The organism is Pseudomonas sp. KH_040 (assembly GCF_057839305.1).
In genome coordinates, this window is sequence record NZ_CM174487.1 from 5080288 (window position 1) to 5094855 (window position 14568).

Here is a 14568-nt window from a genome sequence, read left to right on the forward strand (position 1 = left end):
TGCGTGGCCTGCAATGGCGGCGTGAGGATTGAAATCTGGTTGATGCCGAGAATCGCCAGCAGGCTACCTCCCACAGATCCCGCATCATCCTGAAAACAATCAGTGCAACCAACCCCACCTCCCGCTATTAATACCCCTCCCCCACTCAAGGATCCGAGCCCCACCATGAAATTCGATCTCGCCTACTGCCTCAGCCTCGACGACAAGTTGTCGATCTATGACGTTCGCGATCTCAATTTCGATGAGACGGTGGCGTTTGACTCTGCGAAGGAACACTTCCAGTGCCCCAACGATGCTTGTCGTTCGGCGTTCGAGGCGTCCAACGAGTTGGGTACGTTCAACGCCAAGAACGTGAATTACGTGCGCACGCCGCACTTCAAGAATCTGCCCACGACGCAGCATGTGGCGGGCTGTCCGTATGTGAGTTTGAAGGCTTCAGCGTCTGGTGTTGAGACAGCGGATGGTGAGGTGGATGACGGTCGCGAAGAACATTTCCCATCAGAGTTGTTACTGACCCGGCGCGAGTATGTGCGCAAGCCTGTCGCGCCAGCGGGGGCGGCGGATGTGTTGCGGGATGATCCGGTGCGGGTGGCGGCGGACGGCGGTAAAGAGTCGGTGGGTCGTGAATCGGCGCCGGACAAGACCAGTGTGTTTGCGCATCCGGTGGAGTGTTTTGTTTCCAACTTCGCGGACAAGGAGTTGCTTAAGCGGATGCCGTTGAAGGTCGGCGAGCATACGGCGCCGTACAGTTCGTTCTTCAAGAAGATTGAGTATCTGACGGACAACAAGGGGCTGATTTACTGGGGGCGGATCAAGAAGATCGAGGACTTCCACAGTGCCAGTTTTCGTATCGATTTCGAGGACAAGGTCTGGTTCAAGAAGCCCGAAGACAGCAAGAAGAAGCCTTATCCGGTCAGTGTTTATCTGAACAAGAAGCTGATCGACAACTACCGCAAGCGCAAGGCGTTTCTGGAGGAGATCAAGCACGCGGTGGATAGCGACAAGGCGTTGTTCTGTTTCTTCTATGGGGTGACGCCGGAGTTGAAGCAGGTGCCCGGCAAGAAGAACCCCGAAAAGCCTTTCGAGGTCTTCAATGCCAATATCGAGAACCTGGATCACTTCATTATTCGTGAAGCGCCGGGTCTGGAGTGACGATTAGCCTTGGGGCAGCTGCAGGTTAACGGCGCCGGGGTGTTGTTTGACGAGGGAGTACGGCAGGATCGACCAGTCGGGTCTATCGCAGGAGCGTTGCACGCGAGCGAAGTAGGCGCCGAGGTACAAGCCCTTCTCGGTGAAGTACCAAGGTGAAGTGCCCCAGATGCTCTCATCCTGGAAGTTGCAGTCGTCATCTCCCGTCGGTTTCTTCATTTCTGTGGGGTACAGGGCGGTGAATTGCTTGATCACCCAAGGTACCAACTCTTTGCTTACGTACTGATAGCGCGCGTTACTTTCGGCCTCGCTCAGCGGTTTGTCGCCTAGGCTGTCGCGCTCGGCATGCAAAATCGGCGTGCCCTTACCTACCCAAAAGACATCTTCGAGTGACAATGGGTGACCGGTTTTTACATCAATGTTGAGGGGTGAATCGCCGAAGTCGGGATGCGCGCCGCCGCAGTAATAGCTGGTCGAGATGTTCAGGCTGACCACGGCAGGCGAGATCATTTTCGGTTCTGCCTGCTGCATGAACTCCACGTTCTCCCCGCCCTGTAATTGGCAGCCGTGATAGCTGATGACTTCATTCCAGAGACGCCCGAGCAACTGCTGGTTAACCCGTTGCTGATCATCTTTCGACAATCCGGACTCCACGCTGAACAGCGAAATCTTTGTCTCAGGCTCCGTCCACCATTGCAGGTCATAGCCCATGAAGTTTTCTTTCTTCGCCGGTTTGAGCTTCAGCCCCTGCAGGCGCAAATACTCGTAAGGCTCGCCGTATGGCAGTGCGGCAATGAACGGCAGAGTTGCTGAGGTGGGCGCGGGAAGTCTGGCCTCGGTGAGTTTCACCGGCAGCTTTTTGCCCTGCGGACTTTGCCATTCACCCTGCCAGCCGCTGCGGGTTTCTTCCAGCTTCAAGGTCGGCAGCGGCTTGTCGTCACCGTAGCGGTTATTGCCTTCGACGAGGCTCAGCGTGCTGTCCTGCAGCGAACCGCTGAGTGCCAGGTCGCGGTGATATTTCTCGTAGAAATAGCGGCCGGTGACTTCGTCCTGCTGTGTGGTGTTGAGTTCAACAACAATCGCCGTCTTGCCCAATGTGCCGGTAAATACGCGCCGGCCATCTTCAGCATGGGCAGTGGAAATCAGTGTGAACAGCGCCGCGGCATATGGCGCCAGGCGCATCAGTCCCTTGAGCATGAATCAATCCTTGAAGGAGTCGGTGGTCGCGTCGGCACACAGGCGCCGGCGCTGAAAAATACGCTGCGGATTATGGCGGGGACGGTTTAACTATTCGAGTTTTCTTGCTCGTACTTTTTAAGCCAGGCTTCGTGCTCAAGGGCCGCAATTTCCCGAGCCATCTGTTGGCGACGCTCCTTGGCAGCATGAAGCTGGACGTCATCGAGAAAGCAGTAGTGACGCAGCCAGTGAAGCGCCATTTCCTCATCCGGAAAGTAGTAAGACTTGGCGCCCTTGCTGTTCCTGGGGGTGTCATTCATTTGCTCGTCAAAAACCATCGCAGTGATTTCATCCGGCGGCAAAGATCCCGTATGGGCGACCTTGTCCTGAAACATCCATGCAATCTCATCAATGTGTTTTTGTGCGCTGCGATGACTACGTCGATAGAACCGTTGATGCTCACAAGTCTGTTTCAGCCGCGCCAACATCAACTCAGGGTTAAGCCACTGCCCGAGGTCATGATGATGTGCGTTGATCACTATCCCCTTGACCCAACGATCCACAAATCGATCAACAAAGTCTTCTGTGTCAGCCTTTTTCGCATCAGCGAAAATCAGGCAATAGCGGGTCTGGACGTGAATGACCAGCAACACATGCTTGCGTTGTACCGTTATCGCGTGCACCAGCCACTGCTCGTCAGCGCCGTTCGACTCATCATCTTCAATGATTGGGGACGGCGGATTAGCGTTCACCGGCGTGATCTTTTTGCCCTTGTGGACACGGCTGAAGAATTTGCTGGCGGCTTCGGTGCAGTTAAAGATCAGCATGCTAGGCCCCATGTGATTTCTACAGAAAAGAAACATATTCTTGCGAACACGCTGACTGATTCCAACCCCCTTCGACGCACTAATCCAGTTTTACTCAGGGCAATTGCAATGGAACGCCGCCGGGGTGCTGTTTGATCAGGTCATAAGGCAGCACGCCCCATTCGACGTATCCGCACACGGCGGCGACATGTGGATACGACGGCGTGACGGTGATGCCGTTTGCGCTGAAGTACCACGATGGGAATGCCCAAGGTTCTTGCTCGTCGTACCCGCATTCGTTTTCGCCTTCCGCAACGACGGTCATTTCCCTGGAATAAAGCTTTAGTAGCTGCGCGACGAGCCAGGGTGAGAATTCTTTGGAGCGGTAGTTGTAATAGTCAGCGGAGGACACAGTAGAGGCGCCTTCCAATCCCTCCACATAATGAAAGGGCTTGCCCTGCCCCACCCACAGAACATCCTCAAGGGTCAGCAACTTCCCTGTTTGCGCATCAAAGTTGAGCGATTCATTGTTCTGATCCGGATAGGCACCGCCACAATAATATTCGGTAGAAATGCGCGCACTCATCACCGAAGACGACAACCATAGCGGCTGACTGGATTGCGAGTAACTCCCCGCACAGCTGAAGTGTGCGTCTACCTCGCCCCACAAGCGTGCCATTAAATATTGATTGATGCGCTCCCGCGCTTGCGGCGAATAACCCGATACCACTTCAAACAGCGAAGCCCCCGACTTCGCCTCGCTCCACCATTGCAGCGTGTAGCCCATGAAGGTTTCGGTTTTGCCTTTTACAAGTTGCAGACCCTGCAACCGTAGGTACTCGTACGGGTTCTTGTCATGCAGTTCGGTGAAATACGGCAAGGCACCGACGGGAACATCGGGGAGCTTGGCGGGCTGTAATTCGACCTTCAGGATCTTCCCGTCCGGGTTGCTCCATTCGCCGCTCCAGCCGTCGAGTTTTGGCTGCAAGCGCAGAGTCGGGCGCGAATGGCCATCCATCGCCGCGCCTTCGGCCATCACCAGCGCATCGTCTTCTTTGCTGATGTCCAGCGCCAAGTCTTTTCGGTATTTTTTGTAGAAGTAACGACCCTCGCTGTAGCGAGTGTCGATTTCCACAACGATCGCGGCTTTGCCGAGGGTGCCGGCGTACACCTGTTTGTTGTCTTCGGCCCATATCCGGGTTGAGAGCACTAAACCGGCGAGCATCAACATGCCGGAGATTCGCAACAGTCCGCGATACATCTTTCATCCTTGAGTGACTGGGCTTTTGCCCATGAGAAAACGTTGCGGATTATGTCGAGGTTGCGCGGGGGAATCGAGCGCCGTCGCGCTCAGCTCAAACACATGCTGATCATCACCATCAGCAACAGCCCGATGTACACACGCGCATGCACCCGATCCGGGATCCGCCCAATCCATGGCGCGGCCAAGCGAATCCCGATGAGCGAGCCAACCGTCAGCAGCGCAAACGCCAGCAAATCCACATACCCGACAAACCACGCGCCCATGTCAGCCTGACTGAAACCGGCTAACGCCATGTACGTCAGCGTCCCGGCCAATGCCACCGGCACACTCAACGGATTGGCCATGGACGTCGCTTGCGACATGCTCAATCCACAACGGCGCAGCAGCGGCACGGTCATGACGCTGCCTCCTACACCGAGAAACGTCGCGATGGCGCCAATGCCTACACCACCTGCGGAAGTTTCCGTAGCGCCAAGTCGGCGTGGGATGACGTCTGCGTTCTGAGTGAGAAAGCCGCGTCGCAGCAGGCAATCGACAATGGTCACGCCGAGGTAGCCGATGAATGCGTAGCGAATCACGTCGCCGCTGACCCACACCGCCGCTATTGCGCCAACGACCGCACCCATCCCGATAAACCCACCCAACGGCCACAGGTAATGACGGATCAGGTTGCCGGCGCGGCGATGTTTGTCGGTGGCGATCAGGGCGTTGACGATCATCACGCAGGTCGAGGTGGCGACAGCGATGTGCATTGCCGATTGGCCGATCGGGTCGTCGGCGCCGTGGCTGGCGCTGAGCAGGCGATACAGCAGCGGCACCACGACGAAGCCGCCGCCGAAGCCGAACAGCACGGCGGTGATGCCGGTCAGGCAGCCGAAGAGGGTCAGCAATAAATAGAACATGTCGAGGCGTCCGTAGTGGGAGAGCGCTCGACGATAGAGCGGCAGCGCTTGGCCTGCTTCAGCAAGTCAGCCAATAATGTTTGCGTTTACGCCAACCACCGGGAAACGCCTGATGCGCAATGTTTCGATCAATCTGCTGGATGAAACGCCGCGCGCGGTGGTGGCGATCGGTACGGATTATTCCCACGGTCACTTGCTGCCTTTTCATACGCATCGACGGGCGCAGTTGTTGTACGGCGCGACTGGTGTGATGCAGGTAAGCACCCATGACGGCAACTGGGTGGTGCCGCCGCAGCGGGCGGTGTGGATTCCACCGGGGGTGGCGCATGAGGTGTTGATGCTTGGGGTCAGCACTCGCAGCTTGTACATCGAACCCGGTGCGGTGGATTTGGGGGAGCGCTGTCAGGTGATCAGTGTGTCGCCGTTGATGCGGCATTTGCTGATGGAGGCGGTGGAGGTGCCGCTGGCCTATGACTTGGGCGGACGCGACGGCGTGTTGATTGATCTGTTGCTGCATGAATTGACGCGCAGTGCGCCGCTGCCGTTGCACATTCCGCTGCCGCCTGACGGAAAGCTCCTCTCTCTGTGTCAGAACTTTCTGCATCAGCCGTACGCCCACCAATCGCCACAGCATTGGGCTGACCAATTACACATAAGCTTGCGTACCTTCAACAGACTGTTTCGCCAACAAACCGGGCTGAGCTTCAGACAATGGCGGCAGCAGGCTTGCGTGGTCCTGGCGCTGGCGCGCTTGGCCTCGGGTGAAGCGGTGACACGCATCGCCCTGGACTTCGGTTATGAAAGCCCGGCGGCGTTCTCGACGATGTTCCGGCGGATCCTCGGGCAGGCACCGTCCGTCTGGTTGGAGGCGGCGAATTAGCGCAAATCAAAAAATGCGTTTGATCCCGGCCGAAAACAACTGTACAAAAACACAGTACATTTTCAATCAGCACTCTTGAGCCCGGAGCACACCATGGCCTCTCTTGCGATGAACCACATCCTCGAACGCATTGCCCTTTTCCAGTTCACCCCGACGCACTGCGTCCAGGCCCGAGCGATGCTGGGCTGGAGCGCGGAACAGCTATCGCGGGAGGCTGAGGTTTCGGTTGAAGACATTCATCGGTTTGAAGCACAGCAGGACGTAGCGGATGCGGCGCGACTGGCGCTGGCTTACCGGTTCGAGGCGCAGGGGCTGGTGTTCTTTCCCGGGTTTGCACCGGGGCGTAGTGCGAGTTTTCAGGGTGCGCCATTGGAATCGGCGGGGCGTGGGGATTTTGCGATGGCTGAGTAAGACAATCGCCCCCGAAGGGGCGAATTGGGCGAGCTATCAAGCGCTTTGCACCACCGCCTCACTCTCCCCTTCAACCGTCAACCACCACGCCTCCCCGCGTTGCGGTTGAGCGATGTTAAACGCCTCCCCCATCTGCGGCGTGGTAATGGAAATACTGCGTTCCCACGCCAGTGCCAGAATCCGGTCGAACGGTTCGTGCCAGGCGTGCATGGCCAGGTCGAAGGTGCCGTTGTGGATCGGGAAGAGCCAGCGGCCTTTGAGGTCGATGTGCGCTTGCAAGGTTTCTTCGGGCTGCATGTGCACGTGTGGCCATTCGACGTTGTAGGCGCCGGTTTCCATCAGGGTCAGGTCGAACGGGCCGTACTGTTCGCCGATGCGTTTGAAGCCGTCGAAGTAGCCGCTGTCGCCGCTGAAGAAGATCCGCGTGTCACCGTCGATCATCACCCAGGACGCCCACAGGGAGCTGTTGCCATCGAACAGGCCACGGCCGGAAAAGTGCTGAGACGGTGTGGCGACGAAACGGATGCCGGCAATCTCGGCGCCCTGCCACCAATCGTACTGGCGGACTTTGCTGGCATCGATGCCCCATTTGATCAGGGTGTCGCCGACGCCGAGCGGGGTCAGGAACAGGTTGGTCTTGGCGGCCAGTCTAAGCACGGCCTGGTAATCGAGGTGGTCGTAATGGTTGTGCGACAGAATCACCGCTTCGATCGGCGGCAACTGGTCGATGCTGATCGGTGGCTGATGGAAGCGTTTCGGCCCGGCCCACTGCACCGGCGATGCGCGCTCGGCGAAGACCGGGTCGGTGATGAAGAATTTGTCGCGCAGCTTCAGCAAAAGGGTCGAGTGACCGAGGCGATAGACGCTGTGATTGGGCGCTGCCAGCAGTTCTTCCCGGGTCAACGCTTGCACCGGGATCGGCGCTGCGGGCCGGGTGTTGCGCGGTTTGTGGAAAATCATGTTCCACATGATCCGCAGCATTTTGCGCACACCCTCGCGTTGCACGGGTGCGTGATTGTGAAACAGCCCCTGATGCTGCCGCGAGGCTTCAGGCGTGGATGTGTGATCCGGGATCGATACTGGATTGGCCATGACTGAATGACTCCAGAAAAACCGCGCAAATCGCGGTTTTCCTCGGTGGGACGATAAATGGCCAAAGCTGCACGCATAGGCCGAACTGTCTGCTTTTTTAGGTTGCGAGGATTAACGCAACATTACACTGCTCGGTGTAGTTTCTAGGTTGCATCAAAGCGGATGACAAGTAAACTGCCAAGTGTAATTTCATCTTTTCTCTGCCGAAGCGTACTTATGACAGCTCCACAGCGCCTCACCGACCGTAAACGCGAAGCCATTATTCAGGCGGCAATTGCCGAATTCCGCGCGAACGGTTTCGAGATCACCAGCATGGACAAGATTGCTGCCACCGCCGGTGTGTCGAAGCGTACGGTGTACAACCATTTCCCCAGCAAAGAAGAGTTGTTCGCCGAAATTCTCAACCAGTTGTGGGCACGAATCAGCGCCGAGCAATCGGTGACCTACAACCGCGATCAGCCGTTGCGCGAGCAATTACGGCAGATGCTCCAGGCCAAAGTGCAGTTGATGGCTGACGAGAATTTTCTGACCCTGGCCCGGGTGGCAATTGCCGCCACCATTCACTCGCCGGAGCGCGCGCAGAACATGATCGAGCGCATGGGCGAGCGCGAGGAAGGCCTGACCGTATGGATTCGCGCCGCGCAGGCCGACGGCCGATTGAAACCGGTCGACCCGGAGTTTGCCGCCCATCAAGTACAAGGCTTGCTCAAGACCTTCGGCTTCTGGCCGCAGATGTCGATGGGCCGTGCCGCCCTCGATGTCGATATGCAGAACACCGTCGCCGAATCGGCGCTGGAGATGTTTCTGGCCTGCTATCAGCTCTAAATCGCCCTTCTCCTGCGCGAGTCACCGATTAAATGGCTCGGAAGGACACTGATTATTCCCGTTGGAATAAATGACAATGTCCGACAATCGACCGACGAACGGTTAGCCTGAGAAAATACTGCAAAGTATTTCAGGATGAATTTCGCGCAGGGCATCATGGAAAACCAACGCGGCAAAGGCTTGTCATTCGCCCGGCGCATTTACCTGCCCAGGGCCATTGGTCTGGGCGTGGGATTCTTCAGCGTCGCTGCGGCGCTGTATCCGCTGAACATACCCGGCTGGCTGTGGGCGCTGTTGTTATTCAACGGTTTCGCCTGGCCGCACTTCGCTTACCAGATCTCCACGCGCTCGGCGTTCCCGTATCAGGCTGAACGGCGCAATTTGTTATACGACTCGATGTTCGGCGGTTTCTGGGCGGCGTGCTTTCAGTTCAACCCGCTAACCACCGTGACCATCCTGTCGATGATGACCATGAACAATGTTGCCGCCGGCGGCCAACGTCTGTTCGTGTTCGGCGCCCTCGCGCAACTCGCCGGTGTTCTGCTGGGCTGGGCGATTTTCGGTGTCAAATTCAGTCTGACGATGACCCAAACGCAAGTTTGGGCCTGCCTGCCGATGCTCACCCTGTATCCGTTGGCGCTGGGCATGGTCTGTTATCGCCTGGCGATCAAACTCTCCCAACACAAACGCGCACTGAGCGCCCTCAGCCGTACTGACAGCCTCACCGGCCTGCTCAACCACGGGGCCTGGAAAGACCTGCTGCACCTGAAATTCAAACAGTGCCGCCAACACAACTCCCAAGCCACGCTGGCATTGATCGACATCGACCATTTCAAGGAGATCAACGACAGCTTCGGGCACATCGTCGGCGATGAGGTGCTGCGGCAATTGAGTAAAGAGCTCAAGCGCCTGCTGGATCAGTACGAATTGGCCGGGCGCTACGGCGGTGACGAGTTCTGCGTAATCCTGCCGACCCTGCCACTGCACAAAGCCGAAGCGCTGATGGAGCAATTGCGCGAGGCATTGCAGCAGTATCGTCATCCGCACGTGCCAGAGTTGCGAGTGGGCCTGAGTATCGGTTTGGCGCGCTATCAATCCTTGTACAAGGATCCACTGGACTGGCTGGACGATGCCGACAAAGCGCTCTACACCGCTAAACACACGGGTCGCAACACCATTAGCGTGGCCTTGAGCCGTGCCGCGACAGACAACGCCAGCGCCTAAAAAGTTATACAAACTTACAAATAATTACTTCCTTGTACAACTTTATGAAGTTTTGTATAAGTAGCCATCTGCCAGCTATGGAATGCTGGCATTGAGCAGTCATCGCCGAATGCCGTCCGCGCATTCGGTCTGTCGGCGCGGAAATAGGGACTGAATCCTCGATCTTCCCCACTTCCAGAGTACTGCGAACATGTTCTTCAATCGCCACAAAGCCGTCGTCGACGATCTTCAGCGCACCCTCACCGAACAAGCCGGCCTGCTCGATGCGATCAATCGCTCGATGGCGGTGATCGAGTTCGACCTCGATGGCGTGGTGTTGCGTGCCAATGACAACTTTCTCCAGACCATGGGTTACACCGCCGAACAAGCGATCGGCCAACCGCACCGGCGCTTTTGCACAGCAGAATTCGGGCGTAGCGCTCAATACACTGATTTGTGGTCACGCCTGAAAAAAGGCCAGTTTCAGTCCGGTACATTTGAACGCGTCAACAGCAAGGGTCAGCCTATCTGGCTTGAAGCCAGCTACAACCCGATCAAGGATGCCTCGGGTCGCGTGGTGAAAGTGGTCAAGTACGCCATGGACGTGACCGCCAAGGTGCAGCAGGAAAGTGAGGCTAACGCCAAGTTGCAGGCGATTGACCGGGCAATGGCGGTCATCGAATTCAGCCTCGACGGCAGCATTCTTACGGCCAATCAGAATTTTCTGACGCGCATGGGTTACACCCTCGCCGAGCTGAAAGGCAAACATCACCGTTTGTTCTGCACGCCGGCACTGGTCAACAGCAGCGCTTATGAGGATTTCTGGCGGCGCTTGAATCAGGGCGAGCTTTTCCAGGGGCAGTTCGAACGCGTGGATAAACGCGGGCAAATCGTCTGGCTCGAAGCCAATTACAACCCGGTTTATGACGCTGCCGGGCGCTTGTGCAAAGTGGTGAAATTCGCCTCCGACGTCACCGCCCGGGTCGAGCAACACGAACAGGATGCGCGCAGTGCCAGTGCGGCGTATCACATCTCGGTGGCGACCCGAAAAGTCGCCGAGCAAGGTACGCAGGTGATCCAGCAAGCGGCCAGCGAAATGCGCGAAATCGCCGAAGACATTGCCCAATCGTCGACGTTGATTGCGCAACTGGGCGAGCGCTCTGAGCAGATCACCGCCATCGTCAACACGATCCGCGCGATTGCCGACCAGACCAATCTGCTGGCGCTCAATGCCGCCATTGAGGCCGCGCGCGCCGGTGAGCAGGGTCGCGGATTTGCCGTGGTTGCCGATGAAGTACGCCAACTGGCGGCACGTACCAGTGGCTCAACGGCGGAGATATCCACCATGATCGGTTTGATCCAGAGCGAAACTCGCCAGGCCATCAAGAGCATGGAAGGCACCCGGGGTCGCGCGGCTGAAGGGGTCGAGTTGGCGAATCAGGCGGGCACGGTGATCTTGCAGATTCGTGATGGCGCCAGTGAGGCGGTGGATGCGGTGAGCATGTTTGCCAATGAGCGGGTGCCGGGTTAAAGGCAGGTAGACCGCGTCGTTGCCTTAGCGAGCAAGCTCGCTCCCACAGGGAAAATGCATTCCAATGTGGGAGCGAGCCTGCTCGCGAAGAGGTCATGAGCCGCAATGCAGGACTATAGTGAGCTTCAGTCTCAAGTCCTGCCGAGTGCATCATGACCACTGAAAAACCCGCCACACCTGATACAGCTCCCGTCGATCACCTGCGCTTCCACCGCCCCCACGCCCACCTCAACACGACTTTCGGCAACGACACCTTCGCCTTGCGCGCCGAGGCGTTTGCGCGATTCTTCGGCACGCCAATGTTCCTCGGCGCGCAAACCCTGATTGTGCTGTTGTGGGTCTGCCTGAACGTGTTTGGCGTGACCACTTTCGACGTTTACCCGTTCATCCTGTTGAACCTCGCTTTCAGCCTGCAATCGGCCTACGCCGCGCCGCTGATTCTGCTCGCACAAACACGCCAGGCTGCGCGCGACAAGGCGCAAGCCGATGCCGATGCGCTACACCGTGAAGCGCTGGCACAGGCCAATACCGAGCGGCAGGCTCAAGCTGCGAAGAACACCGCGCAACTGCTTGAACTGCTGGAGCAGAACACCCGCCTCACCGAGATGACCAAAAACCTCACCGAACGCATCGCCAGCCTGACCAGCGAGCTGCACGATCACATGCGCCAGAATCCGCAGCGCTGATCACGGCAACCGCAACGCCCGCCCGAGCTCATCGAACAACGTCACCACCGAGCGCAACGCCCGGCAATCCGGGCGAGTCAGCAGCCATAACGCGGTGTCGTAACCGTGCAACGGCTCGCTCAATGGTTGCAAACCGTCGGTGATCAGAAAGTCCGGTAACGCCGCCACGCCGAGGCCAGCACGAACCAACTCCGTCACCGACAACATACTGTTGCAGCGATACCCCGGAGTGACGCCGGGCAAGTGCTGGCGACGCCAGGCGATGGTCGGATGATCGGGCAAAAAGTCATCCGGGGCGATCCAGTTCAGCGCGGCCAGATCCGTCGCATCGACGTTTTGCAGATAGCGCGCACTGGCGCAGACCCGGTAGGAAATCTTCGCCAGTTGCCGTCCGACCAGATGCTCCGGAGGTGTACGCGTCAGGCGCAGGGCGATGTCGGCATCGCGGCGGCTGAGGTTGGCGAAATCGTTGGAAGTGCTCAGTTCTATGGTCAGCGCTGGGTAATTGGGCATGAACTGCGCCAGCGCCGGCAGCAGCAAACCCTGCAATACCGAATCGGTGCAGGTCAGGCGCACCGTACCGCTGACCACTTCCCCGCCCTGCTCCACGCCGATACGTGCGGCTTCCAGTGCCTGTTCGGCGCGTTCGGCTTGCTCGGCCAGCGTCTGCGCGAGAGTTGTCGGTAAATAGCCGGAGCGGCTTTTTTCGAACAACTGCTGACCCAGTGCGGCTTCGAGACGACGCACGGCGCGGAATACCGTCGACACGTCGACTTTCAACAACTGCGCGGCCCGGGCCAGAGAGCCGCCGCGCACCAAGGCAAGAATCAGGGCCAGGTCGGCGTAGTCGAGCTGATAGTGCGTCGCTGCATTAATCACTTGGGGAAACGCCCATATTGAGTGCGTGAACGCCAATCTATAGTGAGTGCCATCAATCAACAAGCGCAGGGAACCCCCATGGAAAACAGCGCCATCCGTATCGCCCTGATTGGCGATCACGACCCGCAAGTCACCGCCCACCAAGCCATTCCCGTCGCCCTCGGACTGGTCGCCGAACACCTCGACCGCAACGTGCAATTCGAATGGTTGCCCACCGAGCAGATCCACGCCGATACGCCGCTCGAGCGGTTCGATGGTTTCTGGTGCGTACCCGGCAGTCCTTACAAGAGTGAAGCCGGCGCACTGCGCGCGATCCGTTTTGCCCGCGAACAGCAGCGACCTTTCCTCGGTACCTGTGGCGGTTTTCAACATGCGGTGCTGGAGTTTTCTCGCAACGTGTTGGGTTGGGTCGATGCGGAACACGGTGAAACATCGCCCGATTCTGAACGCGCGGTACTTACGCCGTTGACCTGTTCGCTGGTCGAAGCGGTGGACAGCATTCACCTGGTGCCCGGTTCGTTGATCGCCAGTGCGTACGAAACGTCGCAAATTCGTGAGGGCTATCGCTGCCGCTTCGGTGTGAATCCGCTGTTCGAACGGCAACTGTTGAACGATCGGCTACAAGCTGTGGGTCATGATTCGTCAGGGGATTTACGCGCGATAGAACTCAAGGATCACCGCTTCTTTGTCGCGACGTTGTTTCAGCCGGAGCGTGCCGCGCTCAAAGGGCAGATGCCACCGCTGGTGCGCGCGTTTGTTGAAGCTTGTGGGGAGTCACGTTGATGACTTCCTGCTTTGCGGTGATTTTTACGTCGACTCGCACCGACGGTGACAATGGGTATGCCGATGCCGCTGAGCGCATGGCAGAGCTGGTCAGTGAGCAGCCGGGGTTTCTTGGGGTGGAGTCAGTCAGAGGCGCGGATGGCGTCGGGATTACGGTGTCGTATTGGCAGAGCGAAGCGGCGATTCTGGCGTGGCGGCAGCACCCTGAGCATCGGCTGATTCAAGTGCATGGGCGCTCGGAATGGTATTCGTCGTTTCAGACGCGGGTGTGCAAAGTCGAACGCGAGTATCGGTTCAGCCTGTGATGTTGGTGGTGAGCTCACCGGCCCCATCGCTGGCAAGCCAGCTCCCACAGGTTATGCGCTGTTCTGAAGATCACACCGTATTTGTGGGAGCTGGTTTGCCAGCGATGGGGCCGGTACAGCCACTAAAAAATATCAGCCGCGCACCAGACTGCGCACCGCGACAATCTCCGGCACTTCAACTTTGCTCATATAAACGCGCAACGGCTCGGTGATGTTGATCCGCTCATCGATATGCTGATCCAGGAGCAACTGAATCAACTCGCGTTTAAGCGTCATGGTCTGCGCTGTCGCCGGCGCCCAGACGAATTCGTTTACAGGAATAATGCCGTCATCGGCCACGTCCATGCCGAACGAATCTTCGCTGAATCTGACGATGTACTGACCGGTTTTGCGGTTGAGGCCGACAAAGCCCTTGAGATCGTCGGCGGCCTGGCAGATGAGTTGGGAGGTGATGCGCATGGTAAACCTCACGAAAGTTGATCGATGGTTTACACGCAGGGCAACTGAGCGGCGCGCCCTCTGCCGGAGCGTCTGCCGAGGGCAAGCGTACTGCAAACCGCGCCACAAAAGTGCAGGAAAAATCGCTTTTAATACGTTTATGTCGGTCCTGCGATAGCACCCGAGCGCTTCAGTTGTTAAAAGGTACGTCTTTGAAATTGCCCTGCGAAAGGAACTC

15 protein-coding genes and 2 pseudogenes are annotated in these 14568 nt (G+C 57.8%); 10 read left to right on the forward strand and 7 right to left on the reverse strand.

Annotated elements, in window-relative coordinates; all coding sequences use genetic code 11:
• Positions 1 to 165 precede the first annotated feature (165 nt).
• Positions 166 to 1152: a hypothetical protein gene (locus tag AC3IUF_RS22590; protein ID WP_489279346.1), complete on the forward strand. Its 987-nt coding sequence runs from the start codon at positions 166 to 168 to the stop codon at positions 1150 to 1152.
• Positions 1153 to 1155: 3 nt separating this feature from the next.
• Here AC3IUF_RS22590 and AC3IUF_RS22595 read toward each other — a convergent pair whose 3' ends face one another.
• The 4 genes from AC3IUF_RS22595 to AC3IUF_RS22610 form a co-directional block, all read right to left on the reverse strand.
• Positions 1156 to 2346, reverse strand: a complete 1191-nt coding sequence (locus AC3IUF_RS22595; protein ID WP_123376421.1) for a hypothetical protein — start codon at positions 2344 to 2346, stop codon at positions 1156 to 1158.
• Positions 2347 to 2432: 86 nt separating this feature from the next.
• Positions 2433 to 3152, reverse strand: a complete 720-nt coding sequence (locus AC3IUF_RS22600) for a DUF6933 domain-containing protein (protein ID WP_042705027.1) — start codon at positions 3150 to 3152, stop codon at positions 2433 to 2435.
• A 94-nt stretch (positions 3153 to 3246) separates the two neighbouring features.
• A complete protein-coding gene (locus AC3IUF_RS22605; RefSeq protein WP_414893930.1) occupies positions 3247 to 4392 on the reverse strand; it encodes a hypothetical protein in 1146 nt (381 codons plus the stop codon).
• Positions 4393 to 4481: 89 nt separating this feature from the next.
• Positions 4482 to 5297, reverse strand: a complete 816-nt coding sequence (locus tag AC3IUF_RS22610; protein WP_489279347.1) for a sulfite exporter TauE/SafE family protein — start codon at positions 5295 to 5297, stop codon at positions 4482 to 4484.
• A gap of 112 nt (positions 5298 to 5409) precedes the next feature.
• Here AC3IUF_RS22610 and AC3IUF_RS22615 point away from each other — a divergent pair, with 112 nt between their 5' ends.
• Together AC3IUF_RS22615 and AC3IUF_RS22620 are read left to right on the forward strand one after the other, a co-directional pair.
• The gene (locus tag AC3IUF_RS22615; RefSeq protein ID WP_447786774.1) at positions 5410 to 6177 is read left to right on the forward strand and encodes an AraC family transcriptional regulator; all 768 of its coding nucleotides are present in this window, start codon (positions 5410 to 5412) and stop codon (positions 6175 to 6177) included.
• A 93-nt stretch (positions 6178 to 6270) separates the two neighbouring features.
• Positions 6271 to 6588: a helix-turn-helix domain-containing protein gene (locus AC3IUF_RS22620; RefSeq protein ID WP_489279349.1), complete on the forward strand. Its 318-nt coding sequence runs from the start codon at positions 6271 to 6273 to the stop codon at positions 6586 to 6588.
• 36 nt (positions 6589 to 6624) lie between these two features.
• On the opposite strand, the gene AC3IUF_RS22625 is transcribed toward AC3IUF_RS22620, so the two are convergent.
• Positions 6625 to 7680, reverse strand: a complete 1056-nt coding sequence (locus AC3IUF_RS22625) for an MBL fold metallo-hydrolase (protein WP_489279351.1) — start codon at positions 7678 to 7680, stop codon at positions 6625 to 6627.
• A 216-nt stretch (positions 7681 to 7896) separates the two neighbouring features.
• Here AC3IUF_RS22625 and AC3IUF_RS22630 point away from each other — a divergent pair, with 216 nt between their 5' ends.
• The 5 genes and pseudogenes from AC3IUF_RS22630 (at position 7897) to AC3IUF_RS22650 (ending at position 11925) form a co-directional block, all read left to right on the forward strand.
• Complete coding sequence (locus AC3IUF_RS22630; RefSeq protein WP_007912664.1) at positions 7897 to 8505, forward strand: TetR/AcrR family transcriptional regulator; 609 nt, start codon at positions 7897 to 7899, stop codon at positions 8503 to 8505.
• Positions 8506 to 8661: 156 nt separating this feature from the next.
• A complete protein-coding gene (locus tag AC3IUF_RS22635; RefSeq protein ID WP_007912662.1) occupies positions 8662 to 9729 on the forward strand; it encodes a diguanylate cyclase in 1068 nt (355 codons plus the stop codon).
• Positions 9730 to 10009: 280 nt separating this feature from the next.
• Positions 10010 to 10693 (forward strand): annotated as a pseudogene (locus AC3IUF_RS22640) (PAS domain-containing protein); the annotation flags it as partial.
• A gap of 108 nt (positions 10694 to 10801) precedes the next feature.
• Positions 10802 to 11239 (forward strand): annotated as a pseudogene (locus tag AC3IUF_RS22645) (methyl-accepting chemotaxis protein); the annotation flags it as partial.
• A gap of 152 nt (positions 11240 to 11391) precedes the next feature.
• Positions 11392 to 11925 carry a DUF1003 domain-containing protein gene (locus AC3IUF_RS22650; protein ID WP_007912658.1) on the forward strand — a complete coding sequence of 178 codons (534 nt, stop codon included), beginning with the start codon at positions 11392 to 11394 and terminating at the stop codon, positions 11923 to 11925.
• Here the strand turns inward: AC3IUF_RS22650 and AC3IUF_RS22655 are convergent, their stop codons facing one another.
• The gene (locus AC3IUF_RS22655) at positions 11926 to 12867 is read right to left on the reverse strand and encodes a LysR family transcriptional regulator (RefSeq protein ID WP_007912656.1); all 942 of its coding nucleotides are present in this window, start codon (positions 12865 to 12867) and stop codon (positions 11926 to 11928) included. It abuts the gene before it with no gap.
• Positions 12868 to 12882: 15 nt separating this feature from the next.
• Here AC3IUF_RS22655 and AC3IUF_RS22660 point away from each other — a divergent pair, with 15 nt between their 5' ends.
• Both AC3IUF_RS22660 and AC3IUF_RS22665 read left to right on the forward strand, forming a co-directional pair.
• On the forward strand, positions 12883 to 13587 hold the full coding sequence (locus AC3IUF_RS22660; RefSeq protein ID WP_489279353.1) for a CTP synthase C-terminal region-related (seleno)protein: 705 nt from the start codon (positions 12883 to 12885) through the stop codon (positions 13585 to 13587).
• Positions 13587 to 13892 carry an antibiotic biosynthesis monooxygenase family protein gene (locus AC3IUF_RS22665; protein WP_489279354.1) on the forward strand — a complete coding sequence of 102 codons (306 nt, stop codon included), beginning with the start codon at positions 13587 to 13589 and terminating at the stop codon, positions 13890 to 13892. Before AC3IUF_RS22660 ends, AC3IUF_RS22665 begins: the two co-directional genes overlap by 1 nt.
• Before the next feature lie 132 nt (positions 13893 to 14024).
• Here the strand turns inward: AC3IUF_RS22665 and AC3IUF_RS22670 are convergent, their stop codons facing one another.
• On the reverse strand, positions 14025 to 14351 hold the full coding sequence (locus AC3IUF_RS22670; RefSeq protein ID WP_007912648.1) for a DUF2025 family protein: 327 nt from the start codon (positions 14349 to 14351) through the stop codon (positions 14025 to 14027).
• Positions 14352 to 14568: the final 217 nt, after the last annotated feature.